The following is a 26806-nucleotide window of genomic DNA, read 5'->3' as shown; positions in this document are numbered from 1 at the left end:
GCTACATTCTATACATATGTAGGATAAACGTGGAGAGAGTGGGCGAATGTCCAGTCACAACAAATAAAAAAACGCTGCCTAGATGAACTAGACAGCGCCTGAAACTAGCGCGAAATTTCCTTCGTCATAAACGCAATGGAATCAAAAAGAATATCGACGGCTGTTTCCAATTGTTCGTCCGTCATCGCAAGCACCGGAATAAACGTCAATACCGGTCCGAGCGGCCGAATGATCAACCCGCGTTTTCTTGCCTCTAAAATCGTGCGATGTTCAAATTGCTCTGAACGATCAAACGTTTCTTTCGTTTTTCGGTCTTTCACGATTTCAATGCCGACCATCAAGCCTTTTTGGCGCACGTCGCCAACGATCGGCAATTCGTAAAGCTTTTGCAATTTTTGCGACAATATAATGGCTTTTCGCTGCACATCCGATACGAGATTCCGTTTTTCCATTAGTTCAATATTTTTTAACGCCACCGAACAAGACAGCTGATTTCCCGTATACGTATGGCCATGATAAAACGTTTTATTTTCGGTGATGTCTCCTAAAAACGCTTCATAAATGGCTTCGGTTGTGAGCGTTGCTGCCAGCGGCATATACCCGCCGGTGATGCCTTTTCCTAAGCAGACGATATCAGGGCGCACTTCTTCCTGCTCGCACGCAAACATCGTTCCAGTCCGGCCAAACCCGACCGCCACTTCATCGCAAATGAGCAATACCCCGTATTTTCGGCAAAGCGTTTCGACTCCTTTTAAAAAGCCGGTCGGATGCGTAATGATTCCAGCCGCTCCTTGCACAAGCGGTTCGACGATCATGCCGGCAATGTGTTCATGTTGCTCTGCCAATACGTTTTCAAGCTGTTCTAAGCAATAGCGAACGACCTCTTCTTCGCTGCCGTATTCATCCATGCGATATACGTACGGTGCCAGTACTTCGATTCGTTCAAATAATAGCGGTTCAAAAATGCGGTGAAATAAGTCCATTCCGCCGACGCTAACAGCGCCGACCGTATCGCCGTGATACGCTTCTTTCAGCGACACAAATTTCGTTTTCTTCGCATACTTAACCGGATCGATATTTTGCCAATATTGATACGCGATTTTTAATGCAATCTCAACGGCCGCGGCTCCTGTATCAGAATAAAATACTTTCGAAAGCCCCGGCCAAAGCTCAACCAATTTTTTCGCCAGCAAAATGGACGGGACATTTGCCGAGCCGAGCAATGTCGAATGGGCGATCGTTTCGACTTGTTGGTGCAAGGCGGCATTGAGCTCGGGGTCGTTATGGCCGTGAACGTTCACCCAGAGCGAAGCATAGCCGTCTAAATATCGGTTTCCTTCCACGTCAAACAAATAGCTGCCTTGTCCCCGTTCAATAATGAGCGGCTTTTCCTGCACGTACGTTTTCATTTGCGTAAACGGATGCCATACATATTGTTTATCCCATTGTTCTAGTTGTTCGTAGCTATACTTCAACGGACAATCCCCCTAACAATAATGTTTGCTCTCCGCGCTCGATCCACGTTTGTGCAAGTTCTTTGAGAGCTTGTTTCGATGCATTCGGCAGTACTGGAATTTTGGCAAGAACCGGCAAATCAAGCAGGCGCTGAATCGTCCGCACGTTATCAACATGAATGGCGTTTTGGTTGTCAAATTGATTGATGACAAGTCCTATTACGTCTAGTGAATGTTGTTTAGCATACGAAACGGTAGTGACGGCATGATGAATAGCTCCTAATCCTGCCAGTGAAACGATAATGATAGGGAGTTCGCCATCACGAATCAAATCTTTCGTCATATAAAATCCTGCCTCCGTTTCGATGAGAGGAACCGCGAGCCCTCCTGCTCCTTCAACGAAAACGAAATCATATTGATGTTTCAGTTCGGAAAGCTTCTGTTGAATCATTTTCGGTTCGATTGTTGTGTTCGTTAATCGTGCAGCAAAATGCGGAGAAACAGCTGGTTCCATGCAATACAAACCCGCTGCTTTCTGTTCCATCCTCGTTTCATACCAATATTGCTCCGCAAATGAGCGTCCATCTTCTGCCAATCCGGTTTGGATCGGTTTATAGATCGCTGTTTTCCATCCCATTTGCTCAAAAGCAAACGCCAAAAAAGATGTCACGACCGTTTTCCCGATGTCCGTTCCCGTTCCAGTAATAAATACCGCTTTTCCCACGGCAAAATCCCCTTTCCCTTGTTGTTTGATTTCTATTGTGAGGGAGGCATATATAATTGTCAACTATTTTTTAATAATGGTTGACATAAATAAAAACCCGCTGAAGTCGTTCAGCGGATTGACATGTCATAACCGTATGGAAAAATCGTAAATCTCTCCATTTCGTTTTTTTACAATCGGATGAAGCGGATAACGCATATAATCTTTAAACCCGATCACCTGCGCCAGCTCATTATTCGGTAAACGAACCCATTCTCCTACTTTATAAATTCGCGATTTATCAACAAAGATGCGAATAATGTTCGGATCCATTTTCGCACCGCCTTGTTTCCACACTTCTTCAAGCGCTTCAAACGACAACCGGCTTTCTTCTTTCACATAGCCGCCGACAAGTTCATCGTAAAGCTGAGCGATCGCAATAATGCGGCCAAATAAATGAATTTGTTCTTTTTGTTTTTTGTTTGGGAATCCCGTTCCTCCATATTCTTCATGATGATCGAGAATGCCGTAAACGATGCTTTTGCGCCGGCAGTGAGGGGACGTAGAAATCACTTCTACTGATAGGCGCAAATGTTCTTTAATCAGCTCTTGATTCCGCTTGCCGCTATTCAAATAATGAACAAACTCTTCTTTCGGAACTTCTGTAAACCCGATATCGGCAAAAAGCGCCGCTAACGCTAAGTCGATGATCTCTTCATCGCTTAACTCAAGCGCCACGCCAATCATTAAAGAAAGACACATCGTATTTAAGCTGTGAACAACGAGCACGTCGTGATAATGATACATTCGGTTAAACAACGCAAAAATTGCTTCATCTTTCGAAATGATATCATTTAGTTGCTCGTTTAGCCGCTTCATCCGCTGCAACATTCTTAGTGAATCAAACGTCTGCTCGAAAATGCGCCACATCGGCATAAACACATTCGGATGGATCCGCTTAAAAAACTCTTCTTGTTTGTCTTTTGTTTCCTTTTTTCGTTTGACAAGCTGTTCATCATACATTTCCATTGATAATGGAATATGCATATATTTTTGATGAACGGTTAAAAGTTTTTGAAATTGCTCATAAATCTCTTCCTCATTTTCCTGTTTGAACTGCAGAAATTGTTGCAGCTGCTCTTCTGACTCGACGACTAACAGCGGATAGTCAAGCGGAAAATGTTTTTTTATGTGTTTGATGACCGATTCTGTTAGTTTTTTGTATTTTTTTACAAAAAGCAGCCCATCCGGACGGTAAATCGGATGCAAGACAATATCATCGACGCGCAGTTCGCGCATCGTTTTTACTTGATAAACAAGGTCGTTTGCCATCATCACTGTCTCCTTATCAACGAACCGTTTGTCATTTATTATAACGGATGGATGTGGGAAAGAAAACTACATCATCCCTTGTTGGGACATGTAGCGGGCGATGGCTTGTTGCCTCTTTTCATACGCTTCTTCTTTTTCGAGTATTTTCGAAAGCATCTCTACCGCCTCGGTAATATAAGCGCCTTTGTTGAGCATGATGCAATGGGCGGTTTGTCCTAGCGATACGTCGGAAATTTCTGCTCGCGCAGGCAACCCTTTTTTCGCTAAACTTTCTAACACTTGTGTCGCCCAAATAACTGGGATATGAGCAGCACGACAAAGCGTTAAAATTTCTTGCTGCACAATTGACATATGCTCAAAACCAACTTCAATCGCCAAATCGCCCCGCGCAATCATGACGGCAAACGACGGCAGCTTCAACCCTTCCAATAAAATGCGGGCGAGGTTATGAAGAGCCGCCCGCGTTTCGATTTTAGCAACCACTGTCATATGCCGCGCGCCTTGCTCGGTTAAAATGGCATGAAGTTTCGCCACATCTTGCGGGGTGTGAACGAATGACAGTCCGATCATATCCGCATGCCGGTTAATAAACGGGATATACTCCAGATCCTGATCGGTCATGGAAGAAACGTTCAAGTGAATGAATGAATCCGGGAGATTAATTCCTGCTCCTTCCTTCAGCATCCGCGGCTTTCTTCCGGTCGACACCACTTTCGCTTCGACATATTCGTTCGTTGCTTTTTGAATCACCGCAAATATTTTCCCGTCATCGATGTAAAGACGGTGACCTGCGCAAACGTTATGAAATGCTTTCGGGAGGGTTGTTGTCATTTTTATAGAAAAATCTGTGTTTGCGATTTGCAAACTTGATTCATGAAAATAAATTTTGAGATGAGTTCCTTTTTGAACAAGAATTTTAATCGGAATAGGTACGATCGTTTGCACAAATAGTTGATAGCGTGAGTGCTTCAAAACGGTTCGCTCTTGAATATACGCTGTCTTTGGCAACACCACTTTCGCACATGTCGGGCTGATGATTTCAACAACTTGTAACGTTCTTCGCCGCCCACGCATATCTTTAAATGATAGTTCGTCTCCGGCTGTCAACATAACTTCCTCTTTTGCTGTTGCTTCAATAGCAAACGATAACCCTCGTTCGTCAATATGCGACGGCTTGCCAATGGAAAGCAAACCGACAAGCGGCTCAATGACACGGCCGTGCTCGTCTTTTCGTACGGCCAGTTTTAACGGACGTTCTTCGTGGACGATGTGCTTGATGCGAATTTTTGGCCCCGGCAAATCCATGTAAATGCGGCACTTTTTTTCCCAATACTGTTTGTTTTGTAGACGCGCTTCTGCTTGGCGAACGCTCTCGATCATTTGCTTCCAAACGTCAGGAGTATGGTAGGCACAATTAATTCGGGCAATGTCCATACCGCGCAATAACAGTTGTTCAATCTTTTCCGGCTGATGTATGATTTGCTCGTCTAACGTCACCATAATGCGCGTGCGTCTTCCGTTCCGCGCTTCTCCTAATGCCATTTTCGCTCGTTCACTAATCAGTTGCTCCGCTTGTTGGCGGGTGATTTTTTGAACAGTTGTTTCAAGAAGAGATAAAATACGCAGCTGTTTTAATAAAAGCTCGAGTCTTGAAAGAACATGCGATTCGTATCCAGAAAGTGATGAAAGCCCTTCATCTTCAAGTGCTTGGGCGAGAGACTTTGATATCATTTCTTTTGCATACAAATATGCGATTAAATTGTCACGGCTTTCTTCATGGTGCGGCATTGGAAATTGTTTTATTTTTTGCTCGATCCACTTAACGATCGATTGATAAATGCGGAACAATGTTTCACCTAATGACTGTTCATTGTTGTAAAACTCGCCCACAAATCTTCACCTCTGTTCGTGAAGTAGAAAATATATTTATATATCATGAGTGTTGATTATCCATTATTTTACTAAAAACACAGAATCATATAGCTGAACACAAGCTTTTCTACCTCTTCCCTCGAACAAGAAACGCCGGCCGGCAAATGTCATTTGCTCGCAAAGCGTTCATTGTTCGAGGAGGGCATGCGTACAGCATGCCCAGTCGGCAAGCTGAGCTTATCCGACTCCGGCAAAAAAACTAGAAATAGAGTGATGTCAATTGGTTTTTAATGGTTAATCAACACGTCTGTTTATATATATTCGCAGTTCAGTAAGAAAATGAACGGAAGCTGTTTTGCCGCCACTGCGTCTCGATTTCCTTCGGCTATCAGCTGATCAATACGTGTACTGCACACTTTAACAAGGGCGATTTCCGATGCAACAAAGAATGCTGTCAAGGCAATTAAAATGCCAACCATCCGTAAATTAACTATCTCCAATTAAGTTCTCTAACTGTATGGAAACAGCCAGAGAATCGACCTCCTAATTAATTGTATAATAACCTGTGGTGCTGGTTGAATGTCATAATCTTGTTACTTTCAAGCGTTTTCTGTTTTTGCTAACATAAAATTGAGCCACTTCGCTCGTAAAAACGTGAGCCACTCCATTTCCAGCGAAAACACCGTCTTGATATGGAGTGAGAGGCATGATAGGCTTGTTGCCTATCGAAACACCTTGATGTGTCGCCTTTCGAGTGAAATCATGCCTCTAGAGGCTCCATGTCAAGACGCCCCAGATTTACCATTTGTCAATTTTTAAGTGGCTCACAAGGATGTAATCGGAGTGGCTCAAAATTCAATTAGCAAATACATTTTCCGTATTTGCTGTATAATCACGACCTGTGGAAAATACATGATCAATTAGCGTCTATCGTCATCTAGCACCATGAGTATACGAATATATTTTAATTTTGGATTCATGCAATAAAAAACTAAAAAAACGAACTCAACGTTTTTGGGACTCCCAAGCAAATAGTAAAGCATATGTTATGCATCCTTAAAAAGAAAAGAGACGGGCTCAAAAGGTTGTTTGACCGTAAGCAAGAATACTCTTTTCCTCGTATTGTTCAATGCGCATATGCGATTAGCACGAAGGGTGCCCCATCACTTTTGGGACACCCTCTTCTTGCAACACGGTGATTGCATTCTTGTGTAAGGCGGAGAAGGAGCGACACAGACAAAATCCAAAAAAGTCAGCTAACTATTCTCCTTGACACTGCCTAATTCTTCTTAAATTTCAATCCCTCTTTCTTTTCATAAACATCACTATAAATAAAATAAGGAGCAATGCTAACGATATATAAACGACATTGGAATAAATATCCATGTAATACACAATACTTTCCCATGATTCCCCAACTACAGCACCTATTTTCACAAGAGTAGCATTCCAAATTAAGGTACCAAGAGTTGTCAACAATAAAAATAGGCCAAAGTTCATACGTGACATACCAGCTGGTATAGAGATTAAACTTCTTATTAACGGGATAAAACGACAGAAAAATACAGTCCATACACCATACTTTGAAAACCAAGCATTAGCATTATCGATATCTTTCCTAGTTATTTTAAGAATATGGCCCCATTTATCGACAATTTTCCCCATTCTATTCACATCGATAAGTAAGCCAATGCCATAAAGAATAATGGCTCCAACCACTGAACCAATAGTGGAAAACGTGATGACTCCTATTACCGTTAAATTTGTGGTGGTAGTCATAAAACCGCCTAACGTTAGTATTACCTCCGATGGAATTGGCGGGAATATATTTTCCAGTGCAATTAATAAAAGAATCCCTATATATCCGAATTTTTCAATTATCTCTATTATCCAATTTTCCATTACTTTACTCCTTTTCAAATCACTCCTTTTCAAACAACTAAGTTCTACTGAGAAATTATAATACATTCTCTCTTAGTTTGCCAACTCGAGCCTGAGCCGCCCCAATCAAGGGCGGCTCAAGCGATGTTTCTAAAGGACAAAATCTTTGGAACTAAACATTTTCATTGGATTTTTCTGCAGAAGGCAGTTCTTTTTTCTCCTTTGATAAAAACCAGCCACCTAATGCGATCAGAACGAGTACGGCATAGAATGTTATTTTCCATTCAGGTGATTTTGCAAACCCTTCAGGTAATATTGCCAGCTGAGGATGTGATAACGTATAAACAGATAGCTTTACCCCAACCCAGCCAACAATGAGAAACGCAGCGATTTCCAAACCAGGTTTCGAATGAAGCAATTTTACAAAGAAATTAGCAGCAAAGCGCATAATAAGTAATCCTATTACTCCTCCAGCAAAGATAACGAGAAACTTACCTCCATCCAGTCCGCCGATTTGCGGAAGATTTGTATTCGGAAGCGTAACTGCTAATGCTACTGCTGCAAGAATGGAATCGACCGCAAATGCGATATCGGCCAATTCTACTTTGAAAACAGTTCCCCAAAATCCGGATTGTTTCTTTTCCTGTATTTCTTTATTTTTTTCTTTTCCTTTATTTACAGCTACTTTTCTAAAAATATGATTGATTGCGATGAATAAAAGATAAAGAGCACCTATCGCCTGAATCTGCCATACATTGACAAGAAATGAAATCACAAATAATGAAGCAAAACGGAAAACGAATGCACCTGCAAGCCCATAAAACAACGCTTTCTTTCTTTGTTCTTCCGGAAGATGCTTGACCATAATAGCTAAAACAAGCGCATTATCAGCTGACAAAAGCCCTTCAAGCACAATTAGAAGTAGTAATACCCAGCTGTATTCTAATAAAACCGAAAGTTCCATATAATCTGAACCCTCCTTTAGTATTCTAATGTAGTTTGATATTGCACTTTCTAAAGAAGAACATATTTTTGTTTAGGAGATCCAACATCCTTTTGAATTTGATCCTTTTTATCAGCGAATAAGTTTTGATGACAAAATGGTTATTATATCAATGCTTCTCTTTTATGGGCGCCAATTATATTTCCAAATTGGCATGAGCGTTTCCCCGCCATTTGGCCCATTTGATTTAACATGGGCTTTGATATAACATCGAGTGAATGCTGTCTACTTTCCATATGCTTTCCTCCCATTAAGATTATCAAACAAAAAACCTTTACCATATTTGGTAAAGGTTTAACATACAATAAAGACCCTTGCCAAATATGGTAAAGGTCTCGCTAACAACGTTGCGTTGCCAACAAAGCCGGGAGCGGCAAAACTCCGAAATGACGACTTTGTTGTAAAAGCTACTCCCCTTTAGGAGAACTATCCAACTGTCCAATTTAATCATAAAATAACCTATATGAATCTGTCAATTATTATTTTTATTTTTTGTTAGTCACTAGGGTATGAATCATGTTTTTAAACATTATCCTTTGCTAAGTAAGGCATGGACGTTTGAGACAACTTCTCTTTCACTGCTTATTCTGTTATCGCTTCTTGTAAGGCAAGTAAAGGAGATTGCACACGTTTTGTAATTTCAACTAATTGGATATGACGACCTTCCATTTTTAATACCTTAAATTCATAATCACCGTGAGAGAGAATCTCGCCCTGTTGAATATCAAATTTCTCCGTTAAAATCCAACCACCAATCGTGTCAACATCCGTATCATCGATATCCGTTCCAAGTAAATCGTTTATCTCTTCAATTAAGACTTTTCCATCAACAATGGTAGTATGTTCGTTCACTTTGCGAATCATTGGAACTTCATCAATATCAAACTCATCTTGAATTTCACCGACAATTTCCTCCAATATATCTTCAACCGTCACAAGACCGGCCGTCCCGCCGTATTCATCGACTAAAATCGCCATATGGACTCGTTCTCTCTGCATTTTGACAAGCAAGTCATGAATAGGGATGGATTCGATTAATTGTATGATTGGACGAATATAACCATCTAACTTTTTTTTAACCGCTTGTGGATTTTGAATGCAATCCGTTAATATTTCCTTTATGTTCACCATCCCAACGATATGGTCTTTATCGCCGTCCATAACAGGATAGCGTGTATATTTTTCTTTCTTCATAATTTCCAAAATGTCCGCGATTGAATCGTTTTTATCTAATGCGACAATTTCTGTGCGCGGTACCATAATTTCTTTGGCGATCCGATTGTCAAACTCAAAAATATTGTTTACGTATTTATATTCCGACGGATTAATTTCTCCGCTCTTATAACTTTCTGATAAAATCAAACGCAATTCTTCTTCTGAATGGGCGATTTCATGTTCGGATGCCGGTTTTAGCCCAAATAATCCAGTAATCACACGCGCTGAACCATTTAATGTCCAAATAAATGGATACATCAGTTTATAGAAAAAGATTAAAGGTCTTGAACATAGCAGCGTAACGGTTTCTGCTTTTTGAATCGCTAATGTTTTCGGAGCCAGTTCTCCAACGACGACATGCAAAAATGTAATCGCCGCAAACGCAATTGCAAAAGAAAGAAGAGGTGCTACAGACTCATTCAAATTCATTTGCTCAAATACAGGGTGAAGCAAATGTTCCACCGTTGGTTCCCCGAGCCAACCCAGCCCTAATGCCGTAATGGTAATTCCGAGCTGGCAAGCCGATAAATATTCATCTAAATTGCTGATGACCCGTTTGGCAGTCATCGCGTTTCGATTTCCTTCTGCCACAAGTTGATCAATCCGGGTACTGCGCACTTTGACAATGGCAAATTCTGATGCAACAAAAAACGCCGTCAAGGCAATTAAAATGCCAACCATCAGTAAATTAACTATCTCCAATTAAGTTCTCTAACTGTATGCAGACAGCTAGAGAATCCACCTCCTGCTCATTGTATCATTTTTTATATTATTCTTCTTCACTATTTCCTTGAAAGAAAATCATAACAAATTTGATTAGCTCTAAAACAGAGATTAATGCCGCTGCTACGTATGTTAATGCCGCTGCATTTAAGACTCCATTTACTCCGCGTACTTCATCATTGTGGATAAATCCTTCAGCTAAAAGAAGCTTTTTCGCACGAGAGCTTGCATTAAATTCTACCGGCAACGTCACTAATTGGAACGCTACGGCTGCTGAAAAGAGAATAATGCCAAGCCCAATGAGCGAAGTTTGCTGCAGAAAAAATCCGCCTAACAATAGAAATGGCGCAATACCAGAAGAAAAATTCACTACCGGAAACATACGATGCCGTAAAACGAGTGCACCATATGATTGCTGGTGCTGGATTGCATGACCAACCTCGTGGGCCGCTACCGATACTGCAGCGATAGAACGTCCATAATAAACAGGTTCAGACAATCGAACGGTACGGGACAATGGATCGTAATGGTCAGTCAACGTACCAGGGACTAATTCAACGGGAACGTGATATAAGCCATTGGAATCTAAAATTTTTCTTGCTACCTCAGCTCCAGTGAGAGACGAATTAGCATCGACTTCCGCCCATTTATTAAATGTACCTTTTACTTTAAATTGTGCCCAAAGCGACAGTCCGAATGCCAAAAAGATGAGAATATCCATCGGATGAAACAACATTTACATTCTCCCCCTTATCATTATTAGTATTAAATAAAAGGATTTTCCCCAAGTAATATAGCTAATGAATGTAACAATGCGTAACTTTGCTGGGTCAACGGCTTTATCATCAATCTGATCTGTTGTTTATTTAATTGTTTAAGCAATGGATTTAATTCCAGTACTTCTTCTTGAATATGCTGCATTTGTTCTTGAAGGTGCTCGATTTTATCGATAATTTCATTCATCGGAGCAGGCTGATTTTTCATCAGCTGCAGACGTTCCTTTATTTCCTCGAGAGTTAAATGCTGTTTCTTTAATGCAAGGATTAACTGTAAATGTTTAATACTTTCTTCAGGATAATAGCGATAATTTGTTTCAGAGCGAACAGGTTCGAGCAACCCTAACTGCGTATAATAATCAACCGTTCGTTTGGAAACGCCTGTTAATCCTGCAAGTTCACCAATTTTAAGCAACTTCCCAATGAACTCACTCCCTATCTAATTATTCGGTATCTAATGAAATTATATAACAAAAAACTATACAGTAAAACGTTATAGTGTTAATTTTTTATTACAAATTATTTGGAACTTTAACATTTTCGTCTTTTATGGAGTAATTGGTATTTTTCGACTGTCGGGTGACCGACCAACACCGCTTCTAGACAAATGCATTTGTCTGTGAAGCGGTTGATTATTCGGTCCGCTGTCAGGCGAAGGCGTAACGAAGGCAAGTCACACACTTGCCTTCGTCAGCCGAAAAAAATAGGGTGTCTGCTTTTTCGTCAGCCATAAGTTAAACCTCCCAGTTGTATTTTATATATACGAACATCTTCTAATTTTGGGTTCATACAATAAAATAAAAAACCTAGTGTAGTAAAACATATGTACGTATTAAGATAAAATAAAAAAGCATAACTTTACATTGTATGCAAAGTTATGCTTCTTAGTAATGAATATTTATTCAATAACGTTGTATTCTTTATGTATGGTGGAGACGGTGGGAGTCGAACCCACGTCCAGAGATATCGCCACTTAAGCATCTACGAGCGTAGTCGGTATATTTCACTTTCGCCGCTTCTTCCGCCTACCGACAGGCCTCCGAGCAGCTAGTCTGATTGGTCTCTTCCCGCATCCTCAGACGGCGGACTTGGGCGTAGCCCACTTGTTATGAACCCCTACGCCGCCACATGGGCGATGGCGGTAGGAGCTAGCCGCGTTAATTAAGCAGCTAAAGCGTAGTTTTCTTTGCCAGTTATCTTTAGGTGACGTTTTGACGAGGACGATCCCCTCGGCTCGCAGCTTAAGCTCGATCTACCCCTGTCGAATCCGTAACGTCCCCGTAGAGAAACGTACGAAATAGCTTAAGCTTTCATAACTGGCTGACATCATTTATTATAGCACAATTCCGCTCGTTTGCAATTGTAACATATTGTCACTACAGCTTTTGCCGTTCGCGGAAAGCGCGCTCGACTTCGCGCTGCGCTTCTTTCTTTTTCATATCTTCGCGCTTATCGTATTTTTTCTTCCCTTTGCCGACGCCCAATAACAATTTTGCAAAGCCGTCTTTAATGTACAGCTTTAACGGAACGAGCGTATAGCCTTGCTCTTTCGTATAACCGATCAGTTTATTAATTTCGCGGCGGTGAAGCAGCAGTTTTCTCGTCCGGAGCGGGTCGTGATTGTAGCGGTTTCCTTGTTCGTACGGACTAATATGCATATTATGCAAAAACACTTCTCCCTTTTCCACTTTCGCAAATGAATCTTTTAAGTTCACTTTGCCAGCGCGGATTGATTTAATTTCTGTACCTTGGAGAACAAGCCCTGCTTCGTACGTTTCTTCAATAAAATAATCGTGATGCGCTTTTTTGTTTTGAGCAATCAGTTTTCCTTCACCTTTTGGCATCGCGCTTTTCCTCCCCTTCAAACCGTTATTATTTTAGCAAAAAAGAGAAGAAAGGAAAAGCCTCAGCTGACGAAGCTTTCCCTACCGCTTTTTCTTTTTCTTCTTTTTCGCTTTCAGTTGCGGAATGTCTTCGTAAAATTTTTTATTTTTTTTCGGTTTTTTCATCCCGTCTTCGCTTTTTTTCTTTTTCCGCTTTCCTTCAATGACGACAGGCGCGACTTTTGCTTTTTGGTTGCGACGACCTTTCATGCCGACAATTTCAAAGTCAACGATGCGCTCCTCTTTATTGACGTTAATGACGCGAACCGTAATTTCGTCACCGATGCGATATACTTTCCCTGTCCGCTCGCCAATCATCGCATAATGCTGTTCATCGTAATGATAGTAATCGTCCGTTAAATAGCTGACATGCACCAATCCTTCAATCGTATTCGGCAGTTCAACAAATAGGCCGAAATTCGTCACCGAACTAATAATGCCGTCAAACTCCATGCCAATTTTATCTTCCATAAACTCCGTTTTCTTCAAATCATCCGTTTCACGCTCGGCTTCCACCGCACGGCGCTCCATGTTTGACGAATGCTCGGCAATCTCCGGCAATTTTTCCGCCCATTTTTGCTGTGTTTGCCCATCGAGCTGTCCGTTAATTAAATATGTGCGAATTAATCGATGAACAATTAAATCTGGATAACGGCGAATCGGTGACGTAAAGTGCGTATAAAATTCGGTTGATAATCCGTAATGGCCAAGGCTTTCTGCGTCATAACGCGCTTGCTTCATCGACCGAAGCATGACGGTCGAAACGACCATTTCTTCCGGCTCGCCGCGCACCGCTTCTAGCACTTCTTGCAACGCGCGCGGATGAATTTGGTTGCCCGTTCCTTTGACGATATAGCCGAAGTTTGTAATAAACTCTAAAAAACGCTGTAGTTTTTCCGGCTTCGGATCTTCGTGAACCCGATATATAAACGGCACATTCATCCAATGAAAATGTTCCGCAATCGTTTCGTTTGCCGCAAGCATAAATTCTTCGATTAAACGTTCGGCCACGGAACGTTCCCGCAAGACGACGTCATACGGTTTGCCGTTTTCATCAACGAGCACTTTCGCCTCTTTAAAATCGAAATCAATCGCGCCGCGCTTCATGCGCTTGTTACGTAAAATAGCAGCCAACTCTGCCATTAACTCAAACATCGGCACAAGTGGCGCATATTTTTCCCGTAACGCTTCGTCTTTGTCGACGAGAATGCGGTTGACGTCGGAATACGTCATCCGCTCCGTCGTGCGAATAACACTTTGAAAAATTTCATGGTGGACGACTTCGCCACGGTCGTCAATTTCCATTTCGCACGATAACGTTAGGCGATCCACTTTCGGGTTGAGCGAGCAAATGCCATTTGATAAACGATGCGGAATCATCGGAATAACGCGATCCACTAAATAGACGCTCGTCCCTCGTTCGTACGCTTCGCGGTCAATCGGCGAGCCTTCCGTCACATAATGGCTCACATCGGCAATATGAACGCCAAGCTTATAATGCCCATTCTCGAGCTTCGTCACCGTCACCGCGTCGTCTAAGTCTTTCGCATCTTCCCCGTCAATGGTGACGATCATTTCATTGCGCAAATCGCGCCGCCCTTCTAAATCTTCGTCGGAAATCGTATCGGGAACGCTGTTGGCGTGGGCGATGACGTCTTCCGGAAATTGCAGCGGCAAGCCATGTTTATGGATAATCGATAAAATATCGACGCCAGGGTCGTTTTTATGTCCTAAAATTTTAATAACTTCCCCTTCTGCGCTAATGCGGCCTTCTGGATACGTCGTTAAGCGGACGACGACTTTATGCCCTTCGACCGCCCCGTTAGCCGCATGCTTCGGAATGAAAATGTCGTTGACGATTTTTTTATCGTCTGGAATGACAAAGCCGAAGTTTTTGCTTTCCGTATATGTTCCGACGATTTCCGTGACACCGCGCTCAATAATGCGGACAACCGCTCCTTCTTTGCGGGCGCCTGTCGGGTGCGCATTGACACGCACGAGCACCGTATCGCCATGCATCGCATTTTTTAATTCCGAAGGGGGAATGAAAATATCATCGAGCGTCGCATCTTCTGGGACGACAAAGGCAAACCCTTTCGCATGACCGGTCACTTTGCCGCGAATTAAATTCATTTTTTCCGGCACGCCGTAGCGGTTGCTTCTTGTGCGAACGACAAGTCCATCCTCTTCTAAAGCGACAAGCGCTTTGACAAATTCTTTAAATTCCGTTGCGTCTGTAATTTGAAACGCTTCTTCCAATTCTTGAACGGTGAGCGGCTTATACGCTTCATCGCGCATAAACGTAAGCAGTCGTTCTTTTAACTGTTCCATCCTATTTTCCTCCTTTCGAGGATTACCAATCTAATGACTCTAAAAACGCATAAATGTCTTCGTAAAGCTGTTCTTTTTCTTTATCAAGCGTAATGACGTGCCCTGACTCCTCATACCATTTCATTTGTTTCACTGGAGACTCAACGCCGTTATAAATAATATTTGCACTATCTGGGTTAATCATGTCATCATGACGCGCTTGCACAACAAATACAGGCGCATAAATAAAATCGAGACGATCGCGCACATCGGCGATAAGCTGTTGCAGCGCTTTGAGCGTTTGCATCGGTGTTTTCGCAAATTCCGCCATTTCCCGCTCGATTTGTTCCTCATCTTTTCCTTCTCGCTTTTTATATTCGCGAGCGTACGCTAAAACTCCTTCATACATCGTCTGTTCGCTTTTAATATACATCGGCGCACACATCGGCACGATGCCCACAACAGGAACAGTATAGCCAAGTTTCAATGAAAACACACCGCCAAGCGATAACCCGACAACGGCGATTTTGTCATGGTTTTGTTTTAAAAATTCGTAAGCGTTCATCACATCTTGCCACCAATCTTCTGGACCGGTATGAACGAGCTCTTCTGGTGGCACGCCATGACCTTTATAAATCGGGGCATGGCACGTATAACCTTTCGCTTGTAAAAAGCGACCAAGCATCCGCACATCGGCGGAGTTGCCAGTAAATCCGTGCAGCAACAATACAGCACGTTCGCCCGCTTCAAACGTAAACGGTTTTGGTGAAACGATTCTCATGATGCATCTCTCCTTTCTTTTTTTCAAACAGAAAAGGCAGCCCTTCATTAATGGACCGCCCCTTTTTCCATATTTTACAGTTGAAAATACGTTACGGCAATCGCTAAAGCAAAAAATAAAACGGCTAAAACAACGGTAATTCGATGCAGCACGGCATCTAACCCGCGCGCTTTTTGCTTCCCGAATAGCTGCTCGGCCCCGCCCGTAATCGCTCCGGACAGTCCAGCACTTCTTCCCGATTGCAGCAGCACAACAACAATCATTGCAATCGATACAATCACCAATAACGTAACAAGCAGAGTATGCATGTCTACTCCTCCTTCTCAAAAACGCACACTGCAATAATTCTAATGTATCATAAATCGGCTAATGATACAACCGCACAAAAGCTCTTCAAACTCGTTTTGCAGACTTCAAAATTATGACCAACTTTTTACTTAACTAATACTCATGGTGCTAGATGGCGATGGACGCTAATTGATCATGTATTTTCCACAGGTCGTGATTACACAGCAAATACGGAAAACGCTTGAAAGTAACAAGATTATGACATTCAACCAGCACCACAGGTTACTATATTATATAATATACGTCAACTTGCATATGACTCAAAGAATTCAATTTAGCTTTCCATGCAAATGTATTATTTTAAAACTAATTCTTCCATAAGTAAAAATGATCCATATGTCGAATAAATAGCTCATGGTATCAGATAAAATCGATTCACTTGTTATCCTTGTGCTGTATAAGTATAAACGGTATCTATAAAATTCTCCGTTGGAAACAAAGTACAAAGAAAAGAACCCAACCGAATGATTCGGTCAGGTTCCTTGTTTAAAATTCTTCCACCATTATTTTTTCAAGTTATAGAATGATTTAATGCCTTGGTAAACCGCTGTTTCGCCTAATTGGTCTTCAATGCGAAGCAATTGGTTGTATTTCGCGACGCGGTCTGTGCGTGATGGCGCACCTGTTTTAATTTGGCCAGCGTTTGTTGCGACCGCGATGTCTGCGATTGTGCTATCTTCTGTTTCACCAGAACGGTGAGAAATAACAGCTGTGTAGCCTGCTCGTTTCGCCATTTCAATCGCTTCGAATGTTTCTGTTAACGTACCGATTTGGTTTACTTTAATTAAGATCGAGTTACCGACACCTTGTTCAATGCCTTGTGCTAATTTTTTCGTGTTCGTTACGAACAAGTCGTCACCAACAAGCTGCACTTTTTTGCCTAGGCGCTCTGTTAATAACTTATGACCAGCCCAGTCATTTTCGTCTAAGCCGTCTTCGATCGAAATGATCGGATATTTATTGACAAGCTCTTCATACCAAGCAACCATTTCTTCCGACGTTTTGACAACGCCCTCTCCTTCAAGATGGTATTTGCCTGTTTCTTTGTTGTAAAGCTCAGAAGACGCCACGTCCATCGCAAGCATCACTTCTGTACCTGGTTTGTAGCCTGCTTTTTCAATCGCTTCAATGATCGTTTCAAGCGCTTCTTCGTTTGATTTTAAGTTTGGCGCAAAGCCACCTTCGTCACCCACTGCTGTATTGTAACCTTTCGCTTTTAATACTGATTTTAAGCTATGGAAAATTTCTGCTCCCATGCGAAGCGCTTCACGGAAAGTCGGTGCGCCAACTGGCATAATCATAAATTCTTGAATGTCGACGTTGTTATCTGCATGCGCCCCGCCGTTTAAAATGTTCATCATTGGAACAGGAAGCGTTTTTGCGTTAAATCCGCCAAGATATTGATATAAAGGAACTTCTAAGTAGTCAGCTGCTGCGCGAGCCACCGCCATCGAAACGCCTAAAATCGCGTTTGCCCCTAGTTTTCCTTTGTTTTCTGTGCCATCAAGTTCAATTAACGTTTTGTCGATGCCGACTTGATCTGTTACATCAAAACCGATAATCGCCGGAGCAATGATTTCGTTCACGTTTTCAACCGCTTTTAATACACCTTTACCAAGATAACGATTTTTGTCGCCATCGCGCAATTCGACCGCTTCATATTCCCCAGTCGATGCACCGCTTGGCACTAACGCGCGGCCAAATGCGCCGGATTCTGTGTAAACTTCTACCTCTACCGTCGGATTCCCGCGTGAATCTAATACTTCACGAGCATATACATCAACGATTGTTGGCATGGTCCATCTCTCCTTTATTTTATAATTAACGTTTTTCCTGTCATTTCTTTTGGTTGGTTCAGCCCTAATAAATCAAGCATCGTTGGCGCTAAGTCGCCTAAAATGCCGCCTTCGCGAAGCGCAATGCCTTTTTTCGTTACAATAACTGGCACTGGGTTTGTCGTATGTGCCGTATTCGGGCTGCCGTCCGGATTCGTCACTTCATCCGCATTGCCGTGGTCGGCGGTTATAATGGCAACGCCGCCTTTCGCAACAATCGCATCGACGACTTTTCCTAAACATTCATCGACTGCTTCGACCGCTTTAATCGTCGGCTCAAGCTTTCCAGAGTGGCCGACCATGTCCGGGTTCGCATAGTTTAAAATGATCGCATCAAACTTATCTGCTTCAATTTCTTTTAATAGCGCGTCTGTTACTTCATATGCGCTCATCTCTGGTTTTAAATCGTACGTCGCTACTTTTGGCGAATCGATTAAAATGCGCTCTTCGCCAGAGAATTTTTCTTCGCGGCCGCCGCTCATAAAGAACGTCACGTGCGGATATTTTTCCGTTTCGGCAATGCGAAGCTGCGTTAAGCCGTTTTGCGACAATACTTCGCCAAGCGTATTGTCAAGGTTTGTTGGCTTAAACGCCACGTACCCTTTTACTGTTTCACTAAAATGCGTCAAGCATACGAAAAACAAGTTTTTCGGATGTTTCGGTCCGCGGTCGAACGAACGGAAATCATCGTTTGTAAACGTGTTCGAAATTTGAATCGCCCGGTCTGGACGGAAGTTGTAAAAAATGATCGCATCTTTATCTTGAATCGTCGCGACCGGCGTTCCGTCTTCGCGAACGATGACCGATGGCAGGACGAACTCGTCGTAAATGCCGTGGGCATACGAATCATCAATACATTCAATCGGGTCGCGATACGTTGGCCCTTCGCCATATACCATCGCGCGGTACGCTTTTTCGACGCGCTCCCACCGTTTGTCACGGTCCATTGAATAATAGCGGCCGGACAATGTCGCAATTTCGCCGACGCCGATTTGCGCGATTTGTTCATTTAATTCGTTAATGTACTTTTTCGCCGTTTGCGGACCGACGTCGCGCCCGTCCAAAAAGCCGTGAATGTAGACGTTTTTCACACCTTCTTTTGCCGCTAGTTTTAACAAGGCGTACAAATGGTTAATATGGCTATGTACGCCGCCATCGGAAAGAAGGCCGAAAATATGCAAGTTCGTTCCTTTTTCTTTCACATGGTTCATCGCTGCTAAAAACGTTTCGTTCCGCTCAAATTCGCCTTCACGAATCGCGATGTTGACACGCGTTAAGCTTTGGTAGACAATGCGTCCTGCCCCGATGTTTAAGTGGCCGACTTCCGAGTTTCCCATTTGTCCTTCTGGAAGCCCAACCGCTTCGCCGCATGCTGTTAACGTCGCATGTGGATATTCGTTCCAATAGCGGTCAAAGTTCGGCTTTTTCGCCTGCGCAACGGCATTTCCGAACGTTTCCTCCCGAAGCGCAAACCCGTCTAAAATAATTAGTGCTACTGGTTGTTTGCTCATTTTCCTGCCTCCACGAGTTGTAAAAACGATTGTGGTTCTAGGCTGGCGCCGCCAACTAGTGCGCCGTCAATATGTTCTTGTGCTAAAAACTCTTGGATATTGGTAGGTTTGACGCTGCCACCATATTGAATGCGAACAGCATCCGCTGCTTGTTGGGAAAATTTGTTCGCAATCACTTGACGAATATGGCCGCACACTTCGTTCGCATCTTCAGCTGTAGAAGATTTTCCTGTACCAATCGCCCAAATTGGTTCATAAGCGATGACGACTTGTTTCACCTGTTCTGATGAGAGGCCGTCCAACGCTTTGTCTACTTGCGCCGCCACTACTCCATTTGTTTGGCCGCTTTCCCGTTCTGCTAACGTTTCCCCGCAGCAAACAATCGGAACAAGTCCGTGTTTAAAGGCCGCGAGCACTTTTTGATTGACCGTTTCATCGGTTTCCGCAAACATTTCGCGGCGCTCGGAATGACCGATAATCACATATTCGACGCCGAGATCTTTTAGCGCGACTGGACTAATTTCACCAGTAAATGCTCCTTGATCGGCAAAATGCATATTTTGCGCCCCGATTTTCAAGTCCGTCCCTTTCGTTGCTTCCACCAATCGCTCTAAGAAAAGTGCTGGAGCACAAACGACCGAATCGACTTGCTCGGCAGAAGGGATTGCGTGTTTGACTTCCGTAACGAATTGCAGCGCTTCAGCAAGTGTTTTATGCATTTTCCAGTTTCCGGCAATAATCAGCTTTCGCATTGCCTTTTCCCCTTTCTTATTTATCGTTTAACGCCACCACACCCGGAAGCTGTTTTCCTTCCATAAATTCAAGTGACGCACCGCCACCTGTAGAGATGTGATCCATTTTGTCCGCCAATCCGAATTTTTCTACTGCTGCTGCTGAATCACCACCGCCGATGACCGTATATGTATCGTTCGCATCAGCGAGTGCTTGAGCGACTGCTTTTGTTCCTTTCGCAAACGTATCCATTTCAAATACTCCCATCGGGCCGTTCCAAATGACTAATTTTGATTTCAAAATGACATCGCGGTACAATTCACGCGTTTTCGGACCGATGTCAAGTCCTTCCCAGTCGCTTGGAATTTCATCAATGTTGACAACTTTTGTATTGGCATCGTTCGAAAAAGCATCGGCTACGACCGCATCGACTGGCATATAAAAATTAACGCCTTTTTCTTTTGCTTTTTCCATAAACGATTTCGCTAATTCAATTTTATCTTCTTCTAACAACGATTTGCCAATTTCATGACCGAGCGCTTTCACGAACGTGTATGCCAACCCGCCACCGATAATTAAGTTGTCGACTTTATCCAAAAGATTTTCAATGACGCCGATTTTATCTTTTACTTTTGCGCCGCCGATAATCGCGGTAAACGGCCGGTCTGGGTTGGAAAGAGCTTTTCCTAACACTTCAATTTCTTTTTCCATTAAAAATCCGGCAACCGCTGGCAAATAGTGCGCGATTCCTTCTGTCGATGCATGGGCGCGGTGAGCCGCACCAAACGCATCATTCACATAAACGTCAGCTAATTCCGCAAATGCTTTTGCTAACTCTGGATCGTTCTTTTCTTCGCCCGGATAGAAGCGAACATTTTCAAGCAGCAAAACGTCCCCTTCGTTCATTTCGGCAATGGCCGCTTTTACTGCATCGCCATATGCTTCATCTGTTTTCACTACCTTTTTGCCGAGCAATTCGCTTAAACGCTCCGCCACCGCAGTTAAACGCATTTCTTCGACTACTTTTCCTTTCGGACGGCCGAGGTGACTCGCCAAAATGACTTTTGCGCCTTGCTCTGCTAAATATTGAATCGTTGGCAGCGCTGCCCGGATGCGCGTGTCATCAGTTACGTTACCATCTTGCATCGGCACGTTAAAATCCACGCGGCAAAAGACGCGTTTCCCTTTGACATCGATGTCACGGACGGTTTTTTTGTTCATGGAACGGCCTCCTTCTCATTGTTTTGGCATGCGAAAGGGAGTGGGGATCACCCCCCGCTCCCCTTTTCGGTATTTCCAACTATTTATTATAAACCGTTTTGGGCAAACAATCCAAAAAATTATAAACCTTTTGATGCGATGTATTCTGCAAGGTCAACGACACGGTGAGAATAACCTGTTTCGTTGTCGTACCAAGAAATGACTTTCACCATTTTTCCTTCCATGACCATTGTCGAAAGAGCGTCGATCGTCGAAGACACTGGATTTCCGTTGTAGTCGCGAGATACAAGCGGCTCTTCGTTGTAAGCAAGGATGCCTTTTAATTCGCCTTCTGCCGCTTCTTTTAACGCTGCATTGACTTCTTCGACTGTTACTTCTTTTTCAAGTTCAGCGACAAGATCGACAACCGATACGTTTGGCGTTGGCACGCGCATCGCCATTCCGTTCAATTTTCCTTTTAATTCCGGAAGAACTAACGCTACCGCTTTTGCCGCACCTGTGCTTGTTGGGATGATTGATTCCGCTGCAGCACGCGCACGGCGTAAATCTTTATGCGGCAAGTCAAGAATTTGCTGGTCGTTTGTATACGAGTGAACGGTTGTCATCATGCCGCGGATGATGCCGAATTTTTCATGCAACACTTTCGCAAATGGCGCCAAACAGTTTGTTGTACAAGATGCGTTCGAGATAACATGATGGTTTGCTGGGTCATATTTGTCTTGGTTTACTCCCATCACGATCGTAATGTCTTCATTTGTTGCTGGAGCAGAGATAATGACTTTTTTCGCACCTGCTTCTAAATGTTTCGCGGCATCTTCGCGTTTTGTGAAGCGGCCTGTTGATTCGACGACGATGTCAACACCAAGCTCGCCCCATCCTAGTTGCGCTGGATCGCGCTCGGCTTTAACGATAATTTCTTTTCCGTTCACTACAAGGTTATTGCCGTTCACAGAAACTTCTGCATCTAGCGCACCGTGTACAGAGTCATATTTTAAAAGATGTGCCAATGTCTTTGCGTCTGTTAAGTCGTTGACGGCTACCACTTCGATGTTTGGATTTTTTAATGCTGCGCGGAATACGTTACGACCGATACGACCAAAACCGTTAATACCAATTTTCACTGCCATGTATAGTTCCTCCTTCAAAAAATAAAGTTTTATGTTGAGGGATGTTACTCCCTTATTAACGCCTTTGCTGCTCCTTCATCCGTAATTAAAATCGAACGAGGAGCTTGTTTCATATATGCTTTAATCGCTTTTGCTTTCGAAGCGCCGCCGGCCACTGCGATGACATGTTCAACATGCTTGATGTCCTCCAACTGAATGCCGATCGTCCGCACTTTATGAACAACTTCTCCTTCTTGATTAAAGTAATACCCGAACGCTTCCGCGACCGCATGGCCATTTTTAATTTTCGCCATCTCTTCTTCAGACGTTTTGCGTCGTTCCGCCATCGTGATCGCATCACCAATTCCATGTACGACCATATTAGATGATTTGATCAGCTGGAGCATCTCTTTCACAGCCGGCTCTTCAATAAGCGACTGATACGCTTCATTGCTTAAATAATCCGGCACATGAAGAAGGCGATAATTTCCCATCGCTTTTTCTGCCATTTTGGCGCAAATCGTGTTTGCTTGATTTTCGACATGTTCCCCTAAACCGCCCCGAGCAGGAACGAACAAAATATCGCTTTGTTTCGGATCTGGGGTCATCATGTCCGCCACCGCTGCAAGTGTTGTTCCACCTGTAACAGCAACAATGCTATTATCTTTCAATCTTTCTTTCATGCAGGCCACACAAGCTCTTCCCATTTCTTTTTTCACCCAAGGAGAAAGGTCGCTATCGCCAGCTACAACGATGACATCATCAATATGAAGTATGCGCTTGATTTTCGTTTCTAAACCTTTTAAGCCTAACACTTCTTTCATCACGTCTTCAAGAGTTCGCAACAGTTCGTCTCCGACAGGCGTGACATGCATTCCCGCTGAGCTGATTGTAATTAAATCTTGTTCTTTTAAAAACTGCACTTCAGCCCGGAGAACACGTTCACTCATTCCTATGCTTCCTGACAGCGCCCTTCTGCCAATCGGTTGCATCAGTCGAATGTACTGCAAAATGCGATAACGCTTTTGCATCACTTCGAGTAGATCAGGCAATAATTTTTTTTGTGCATCAATCAATGGTTGCAATTCATTCCCCTTCCCCTTGTATTATGTAACAATATATATGGACTTAAACCGTCCCTCTGTGACTTATTATGTCCCGCTCGTGTGAAAAAAAAATACTCCTGCCTTACATTCTTATTGTAACAGGAGTTATTTCGATGTTCAACTATTCATCCGTTCAAGTAAACGTTTTCTTATGAAATCTTTATGAATAAGCCCGTAGGCCAGTTCCTCTCCATCGACTTCAACAACTGGAATCGTCAACTGATATTTCTCTAATAATGCATCATCTTGATAAATGTCGATTTCGTTGATTTCAAACTTCCATTCATGCTGCAATTCACGCAAAACTGCTTTCGCTTTCTCACATAGCGGGCAGTCGATTTTCGAATAAAGGTTGACAATCATCATCATTCACATCCTAATACCGTTTTCGTTTCGCCGACGATGGGATATGAAGCTGCTCGCGATATTTGGCAACCGTCCTTCGCGAAATCGCAATCCCATGCTCTTCGCTTAATACGTCCGCAATTTTTTGATCAGACAAAGGTTCACGTTTGTTTTCCACTTCAATAAGTTGCTTAATGATCGCTTTCGTTTTTGTTGCCGATGCTTCCTCGTCATTGCTTATGGATGAAAGAGAACTTGTAAAAAAGCGGCGAAGTTCTACCGTGCCAAACGGCGTTTGCACATATTTATTTTTGACAGCGCGGCTGACTGTCGATTCATGAATGTTGAGCACCTCTGCCACTTCGCGCATCGTCAACGGCTTCAACGCTGCCATTCCTTCTTCCAAACATTGTTTTTGGCGTTCCATTACTTCTTTGGCAACGTGAACGAGTGTTTGCTTTCGTTGCTCTAAACTTTTCGTCAGCCACATAAACTGCCGATATTTTTCTTTAATAAACGATGCCGTCTGTTCGTCGCACCGGCCGGCCATTTTCTTCTCATATCCGTAATTCCATATAATTTCCGGAAGAAACTCATCATTCAACAACACGCAAATTTCATCGCCACGTCGCTCAACAATTAAATCCGGCACGATAAAATGTGGTTCTATCGCCGTATAATGGCTGCCAGGGCGCGGTTCAAGCGTGCGAATCAAATCCCACACTTGCTGCAACTCGGCCACTTCCACTTGCAGCTGTTTCGCCAGCGCCTTCCAAGATTTTTCAACAAACATCGTAAAATGGCAGCTAATAACCCGGACTGCCAGCTCGTTCTGCACAGGCAACCGTTGAAGCTGAAGCAATAAACATTCCTGCAAAGTTCGCGCACCAACCCCAGCAGGCTCAAGCGACTGCAATAGCCGTACTGCCTCTTCCAACTCACCTTCTGATACAGCTAAAAAAGCAGCTATTTCCTTCAGATCGGTTCGCAAATATCCGTCCTCATCAAGCGAAGCGATTAAATATTCGACCATTTGCCGCATTTTAGGGTGCAAAAACATCGTATGCAGCTGCGCCGTTAAATGGGAAGCTAACGTTTCCGACGGTTTGCTGACGTTTTCAATCCAATTTCGCTCATCTTTGTTGAACGACGATTTATATTTATATGGGGTTGTCAATTTACTGTCTTTAATTTCTAAAAAAGGATTTTCAAGCGACTGCTCGTATAAAATCGAACGTAATTCAAGCGCAGAGTACTGAAGCAGCTCAATAGCTTGCGTCAACTCTTTTGTCAACGCGAGCTTCAGTCGTTGTTCCTGCAATAATTCAGCCCTCATGATCACGTCCCCCCTTTCCCTTATTGTACAACAACAGCAAAATCCCGTGTATAGAAATAAATTATAAATGCTCAGGCGTGTTGATTAACCATTAAAAAACAGTCGGCATCGCTCTATTCCTAGCTTTTCTGTCGTAGTCGGCAAGCGGTTCGCTTGCCGACTGGACATGCTGTGCGCATGCCCTCCTCGAACAATGAACACTTTTCTTGTTCGAGGGAAGATGTAGAAAAGCTTGTGTTCAGCCTTCTATATTTTTTAGTAAAATAATGGATAATAAACACTCATGATAAATGCCATTTTGTTATTCGCGTATTTCAAAAAAAAAGACTTGTCACTCCATTATGACAAGTCGTGTTGTACGCCCTCGGCAGGATTCGAACCCACGCTAAGAGAACCGGAATCTCTCGTGCTATCCACTACACTACGAGGGCATCGTGTTCAGTTGCACATTCAATTATAGTGAAGATTGCTTCATTTGGCAAGAGAAAAATGTGTTTAAAAAATGGAAAAGGGGATATGATGAAAAAAGGGATGTCAAAGGAAAAGAGCGAATAATATTTAAGAGAAGGAAAAAACGCTTTTTGTTTGACCTTCATTGACCAATTATGTATCATAAAAATACATATGATTTTAGCCGAATTGGCAAAGGAGGAAGCTTTATGAATTTAATCCCTACAGTCATTGAGCAAACAAGCCGCGGTGAACGCGCATATGACATTTACTCCCGTTTATTAAAAGACCGCATTATTATTTTAGGTAGCCCGATCGATGATCATGTGGCCAACTCGATCGTTTCCCAGCTATTATTTTTAGCAGCGGAAGATCCGGAAAAGGACATTTCCCTTTACATTAACAGCCCTGGCGGCTCGATCACAGCGGGAATGGCGATTTACGACACGATGCAATTTATTAAGCCGGACGTATCAACGATTTGCATCGGAATGGCCGCATCGATGGGTGCGTTCTTGCTTGCGGCAGGTGCAAAAGGAAAACGCTTTGCGCTTCCAAACAGCGAAATTATGATTCACCAACCGCTTGGCGGCGTGCAAGGTCAAGCAACCGAAATCGAAATCGCAGCAAAACGCATTTTATTCTTGCGCGATAAATTGAACCGCATCCTTTCTGAAAACACTGGCCAGCCAATTGAAGTAATCGAGCGCGATACAGACCGCGATAACTTTATGACAGCGGAAAAAGCAAAAGAATACGGATTAATCGACCGCGTCTTAACGCGCGTGGATGAGAAATAAGGAAAATAGCAATTGCATGGAATGGTTTGTTTCGTTCCAAAAGCAGACGCACACATCAAGAGGCTGTTCTCTAAAAAGAGAAC

General features: G+C 43.1%; 22 protein-coding genes, 1 tRNA gene, 1 other RNA gene and 1 pseudogene. 1 reads left to right on the top strand and 24 read right to left on the bottom strand.

From position 1 onward, the window contains the following. Positions 1-104 precede the first annotated feature (104 nt). The 24 genes and pseudogenes from bioA to HNQ34_RS06845 all read right to left on the bottom strand — a co-directional run bounded on the left by bioA (position 105) and on the right by HNQ34_RS06845 (position 25904). Positions 105-1475 carry an adenosylmethionine--8-amino-7-oxononanoate transaminase gene (bioA, locus tag HNQ34_RS06960; protein WP_183252981.1) on the bottom strand — a complete coding sequence of 457 codons (1371 nt, stop codon included), beginning with the start codon at positions 1473-1475 and terminating at the stop codon, positions 105-107. Then, on the bottom strand, positions 1465-2178 hold the full coding sequence (gene bioD, locus HNQ34_RS06955) for a dethiobiotin synthase (protein WP_183252978.1): 714 nt from the start codon (positions 2176-2178) through the stop codon (positions 1465-1467). Before bioD ends, bioA begins: the two co-directional genes overlap by 11 nt. A gap of 126 nt (positions 2179-2304) precedes the next feature. Then, complete coding sequence (locus tag HNQ34_RS06950) at positions 2305-3489, bottom strand: HD-GYP domain-containing protein (RefSeq protein ID WP_246363917.1); 1185 nt, start codon at positions 3487-3489, stop codon at positions 2305-2307. A gap of 66 nt (positions 3490-3555) precedes the next feature. Further along, positions 3556-5379 carry a pyruvate kinase gene (locus HNQ34_RS06945; RefSeq protein ID WP_183252975.1) on the bottom strand — a complete coding sequence of 608 codons (1824 nt, stop codon included), beginning with the start codon at positions 5377-5379 and terminating at the stop codon, positions 3556-3558. Positions 5380-5708: 329 nt separating this feature from the next. After that, positions 5709-5840, bottom strand: a pseudogene (locus HNQ34_RS06940) (CNNM domain-containing protein); the annotation flags it as partial. An 817-nt stretch (positions 5841-6657) separates the two neighbouring features. Further along, positions 6658-7263, bottom strand: a complete 606-nt coding sequence (locus HNQ34_RS06935; RefSeq protein WP_183252973.1) for a DedA family protein — start codon at positions 7261-7263, stop codon at positions 6658-6660. A 151-nt stretch (positions 7264-7414) separates the two neighbouring features. Next, complete coding sequence (locus tag HNQ34_RS06930; protein ID WP_183252971.1) at positions 7415-8206, bottom strand: TerC family protein; 792 nt, start codon at positions 8204-8206, stop codon at positions 7415-7417. A 621-nt stretch (positions 8207-8827) separates the two neighbouring features. Continuing rightward, positions 8828-10162 carry a hemolysin family protein gene (locus HNQ34_RS06925; RefSeq protein ID WP_183252968.1) on the bottom strand — a complete coding sequence of 445 codons (1335 nt, stop codon included), beginning with the start codon at positions 10160-10162 and terminating at the stop codon, positions 8828-8830. A 67-nt stretch (positions 10163-10229) separates the two neighbouring features. Then, entirely contained in the window at positions 10230-10919 is a 690-nt protein-coding gene (locus tag HNQ34_RS06920) for a zinc metallopeptidase (protein ID WP_183252966.1), read from the bottom strand. A gap of 29 nt (positions 10920-10948) precedes the next feature. Beyond that, entirely contained in the window at positions 10949-11374 is a 426-nt protein-coding gene (locus HNQ34_RS06915) for a MerR family transcriptional regulator (protein ID WP_221277334.1), read from the bottom strand. Positions 11375-11886: 512 nt separating this feature from the next. Further along, positions 11887-12239: a transfer-messenger RNA gene (ssrA, locus tag HNQ34_RS06910) on the bottom strand. A gap of 96 nt (positions 12240-12335) precedes the next feature. Beyond that, on the bottom strand, positions 12336-12803 hold the full coding sequence (gene smpB / locus HNQ34_RS06905; RefSeq protein ID WP_183252964.1) for an SsrA-binding protein SmpB: 468 nt from the start codon (positions 12801-12803) through the stop codon (positions 12336-12338). Between the two features lie 81 nt (positions 12804-12884). Next, a complete protein-coding gene (gene rnr / locus HNQ34_RS06900) occupies positions 12885-15173 on the bottom strand; it encodes a ribonuclease R (RefSeq protein WP_183252961.1) in 2289 nt (762 codons plus the stop codon). Positions 15174-15195: 22 nt separating this feature from the next. Next, complete coding sequence (locus tag HNQ34_RS06895; protein WP_183252959.1) at positions 15196-15933, bottom strand: alpha/beta hydrolase; 738 nt, start codon at positions 15931-15933, stop codon at positions 15196-15198. A 74-nt stretch (positions 15934-16007) separates the two neighbouring features. Then, on the bottom strand, positions 16008-16241 hold the full coding sequence (gene secG, locus HNQ34_RS06890) for a preprotein translocase subunit SecG (RefSeq protein ID WP_183252957.1): 234 nt from the start codon (positions 16239-16241) through the stop codon (positions 16008-16010). A 543-nt stretch (positions 16242-16784) separates the two neighbouring features. After that, complete coding sequence (gene eno, locus HNQ34_RS06885) at positions 16785-18077, bottom strand: phosphopyruvate hydratase (protein ID WP_183252955.1); 1293 nt, start codon at positions 18075-18077, stop codon at positions 16785-16787. A gap of 14 nt (positions 18078-18091) precedes the next feature. After that, positions 18092-19627: a 2,3-bisphosphoglycerate-independent phosphoglycerate mutase gene (gene gpmI / locus HNQ34_RS06880; RefSeq protein ID WP_183252952.1), complete on the bottom strand. Its 1536-nt coding sequence runs from the start codon at positions 19625-19627 to the stop codon at positions 18092-18094. Next, positions 19624-20379: a triose-phosphate isomerase gene (tpiA, locus tag HNQ34_RS06875; protein ID WP_183252949.1), complete on the bottom strand. Its 756-nt coding sequence runs from the start codon at positions 20377-20379 to the stop codon at positions 19624-19626. Before tpiA ends, gpmI begins: the two co-directional genes overlap by 4 nt. Before the next feature lie 16 nt (positions 20380-20395). Further along, complete coding sequence (locus HNQ34_RS06870) at positions 20396-21580, bottom strand: phosphoglycerate kinase (RefSeq protein WP_183252947.1); 1185 nt, start codon at positions 21578-21580, stop codon at positions 20396-20398. A gap of 119 nt (positions 21581-21699) precedes the next feature. Next, positions 21700-22707, bottom strand: coding sequence for a type I glyceraldehyde-3-phosphate dehydrogenase (gene gap / locus HNQ34_RS06865; RefSeq protein WP_183252945.1), 1008 nt, complete (start codon positions 22705-22707; stop codon positions 21700-21702). Between the two features lie 44 nt (positions 22708-22751). After that, entirely contained in the window at positions 22752-23771 is a 1020-nt protein-coding gene (locus tag HNQ34_RS06860) for a sugar-binding transcriptional regulator (protein WP_183252942.1), read from the bottom strand. A 138-nt stretch (positions 23772-23909) separates the two neighbouring features. Beyond that, the gene (locus tag HNQ34_RS06855) at positions 23910-24155 is read right to left on the bottom strand and encodes a glutaredoxin family protein (protein WP_183253129.1); all 246 of its coding nucleotides are present in this window, start codon (positions 24153-24155) and stop codon (positions 23910-23912) included. 13 nt (positions 24156-24168) lie between these two features. After that, a complete protein-coding gene (gene rpoN, locus HNQ34_RS06850; protein WP_183252940.1) occupies positions 24169-25473 on the bottom strand; it encodes an RNA polymerase factor sigma-54 in 1305 nt (434 codons plus the stop codon). A 359-nt stretch (positions 25474-25832) separates the two neighbouring features. Continuing rightward, positions 25833-25904 (bottom strand) — tRNA-Arg (locus tag HNQ34_RS06845). 228 nt (positions 25905-26132) lie between these two features. Here HNQ34_RS06845 and clpP point away from each other — a divergent pair. Beyond that, on the top strand, positions 26133-26723 hold the full coding sequence (gene clpP / locus HNQ34_RS06840; RefSeq protein ID WP_004892507.1) for an ATP-dependent Clp endopeptidase proteolytic subunit ClpP: 591 nt from the start codon (positions 26133-26135) through the stop codon (positions 26721-26723). Positions 26724-26806 lie beyond the last annotated feature (83 nt).

It is taken from the genome of Anoxybacteroides tepidamans (assembly GCF_014201465.1).
Taxonomy (GTDB): domain Bacteria; phylum Bacillota; class Bacilli; order Bacillales; family Anoxybacillaceae; genus Anoxybacteroides; species Anoxybacteroides tepidamans.
This window is presented reverse-complemented; position numbering and strand designations above follow the sequence as displayed.

Coding starts and splice junctions, on each gene's coding strand:
- HNQ34_RS06950 (WP_246363917.1), bottom strand. CDS start 3,489: ATGGCAAACGACCTTGTTTATCAAGTAAAAACGATGCGCGAACTGCGC.
- HNQ34_RS06935 (WP_183252973.1), bottom strand. CDS start 7,263: ATGGAAAATTGGATAATAGAGATAATTGAAAAATTCGGATATATAGGG.
- HNQ34_RS06930 (WP_183252971.1), bottom strand. CDS start 8,206: ATGGAACTTTCGGTTTTATTAGAATACAGCTGGGTATTACTACTTCTA.
- HNQ34_RS06920 (WP_183252966.1), bottom strand. CDS start 10,919: ATGTTGTTTCATCCGATGGATATTCTCATCTTTTTGGCATTCGGACTG.
- smpB (WP_183252964.1), bottom strand. CDS start 12,803: ATGCCAAAAGGTGAAGGAAAACTGATTGCTCAAAACAAAAAAGCGCAT.
- rnr (WP_183252961.1), bottom strand. CDS start 15,173: ATGGAACAGTTAAAAGAACGACTGCTTACGTTTATGCGCGATGAAGCG.
- HNQ34_RS06895 (WP_183252959.1), bottom strand. CDS start 15,933: ATGAGAATCGTTTCACCAAAACCGTTTACGTTTGAAGCGGGCGAACGT.
- secG (WP_183252957.1), bottom strand. CDS start 16,241: ATGCATACTCTGCTTGTTACGTTATTGGTGATTGTATCGATTGCAATG.
- eno (WP_183252955.1), bottom strand. CDS start 18,077: ATGCCAACAATCGTTGATGTATATGCTCGTGAAGTATTAGATTCACGC.
- gpmI (WP_183252952.1), bottom strand. CDS start 19,627: ATGAGCAAACAACCAGTAGCACTAATTATTTTAGACGGGTTTGCGCTT.
- tpiA (WP_183252949.1), bottom strand. CDS start 20,379: ATGCGAAAGCTGATTATTGCCGGAAACTGGAAAATGCATAAAACACTT.
- HNQ34_RS06870 (WP_183252947.1), bottom strand. CDS start 21,580: ATGAACAAAAAAACCGTCCGTGACATCGATGTCAAAGGGAAACGCGTC.
- gap (WP_183252945.1), bottom strand. CDS start 22,707: ATGGCAGTGAAAATTGGTATTAACGGTTTTGGTCGTATCGGTCGTAAC.
- HNQ34_RS06855 (WP_183253129.1), bottom strand. CDS start 24,155: ATGATTGTCAACCTTTATTCGAAAATCGACTGCCCGCTATGTGAGAAA.
- rpoN (WP_183252940.1), bottom strand. CDS start 25,473: ATGAGGGCTGAATTATTGCAGGAACAACGACTGAAGCTCGCGTTGACA.
- clpP (WP_004892507.1), top strand. CDS start 26,133: ATGAATTTAATCCCTACAGTCATTGAGCAAACAAGCCGCGGTGAACGC.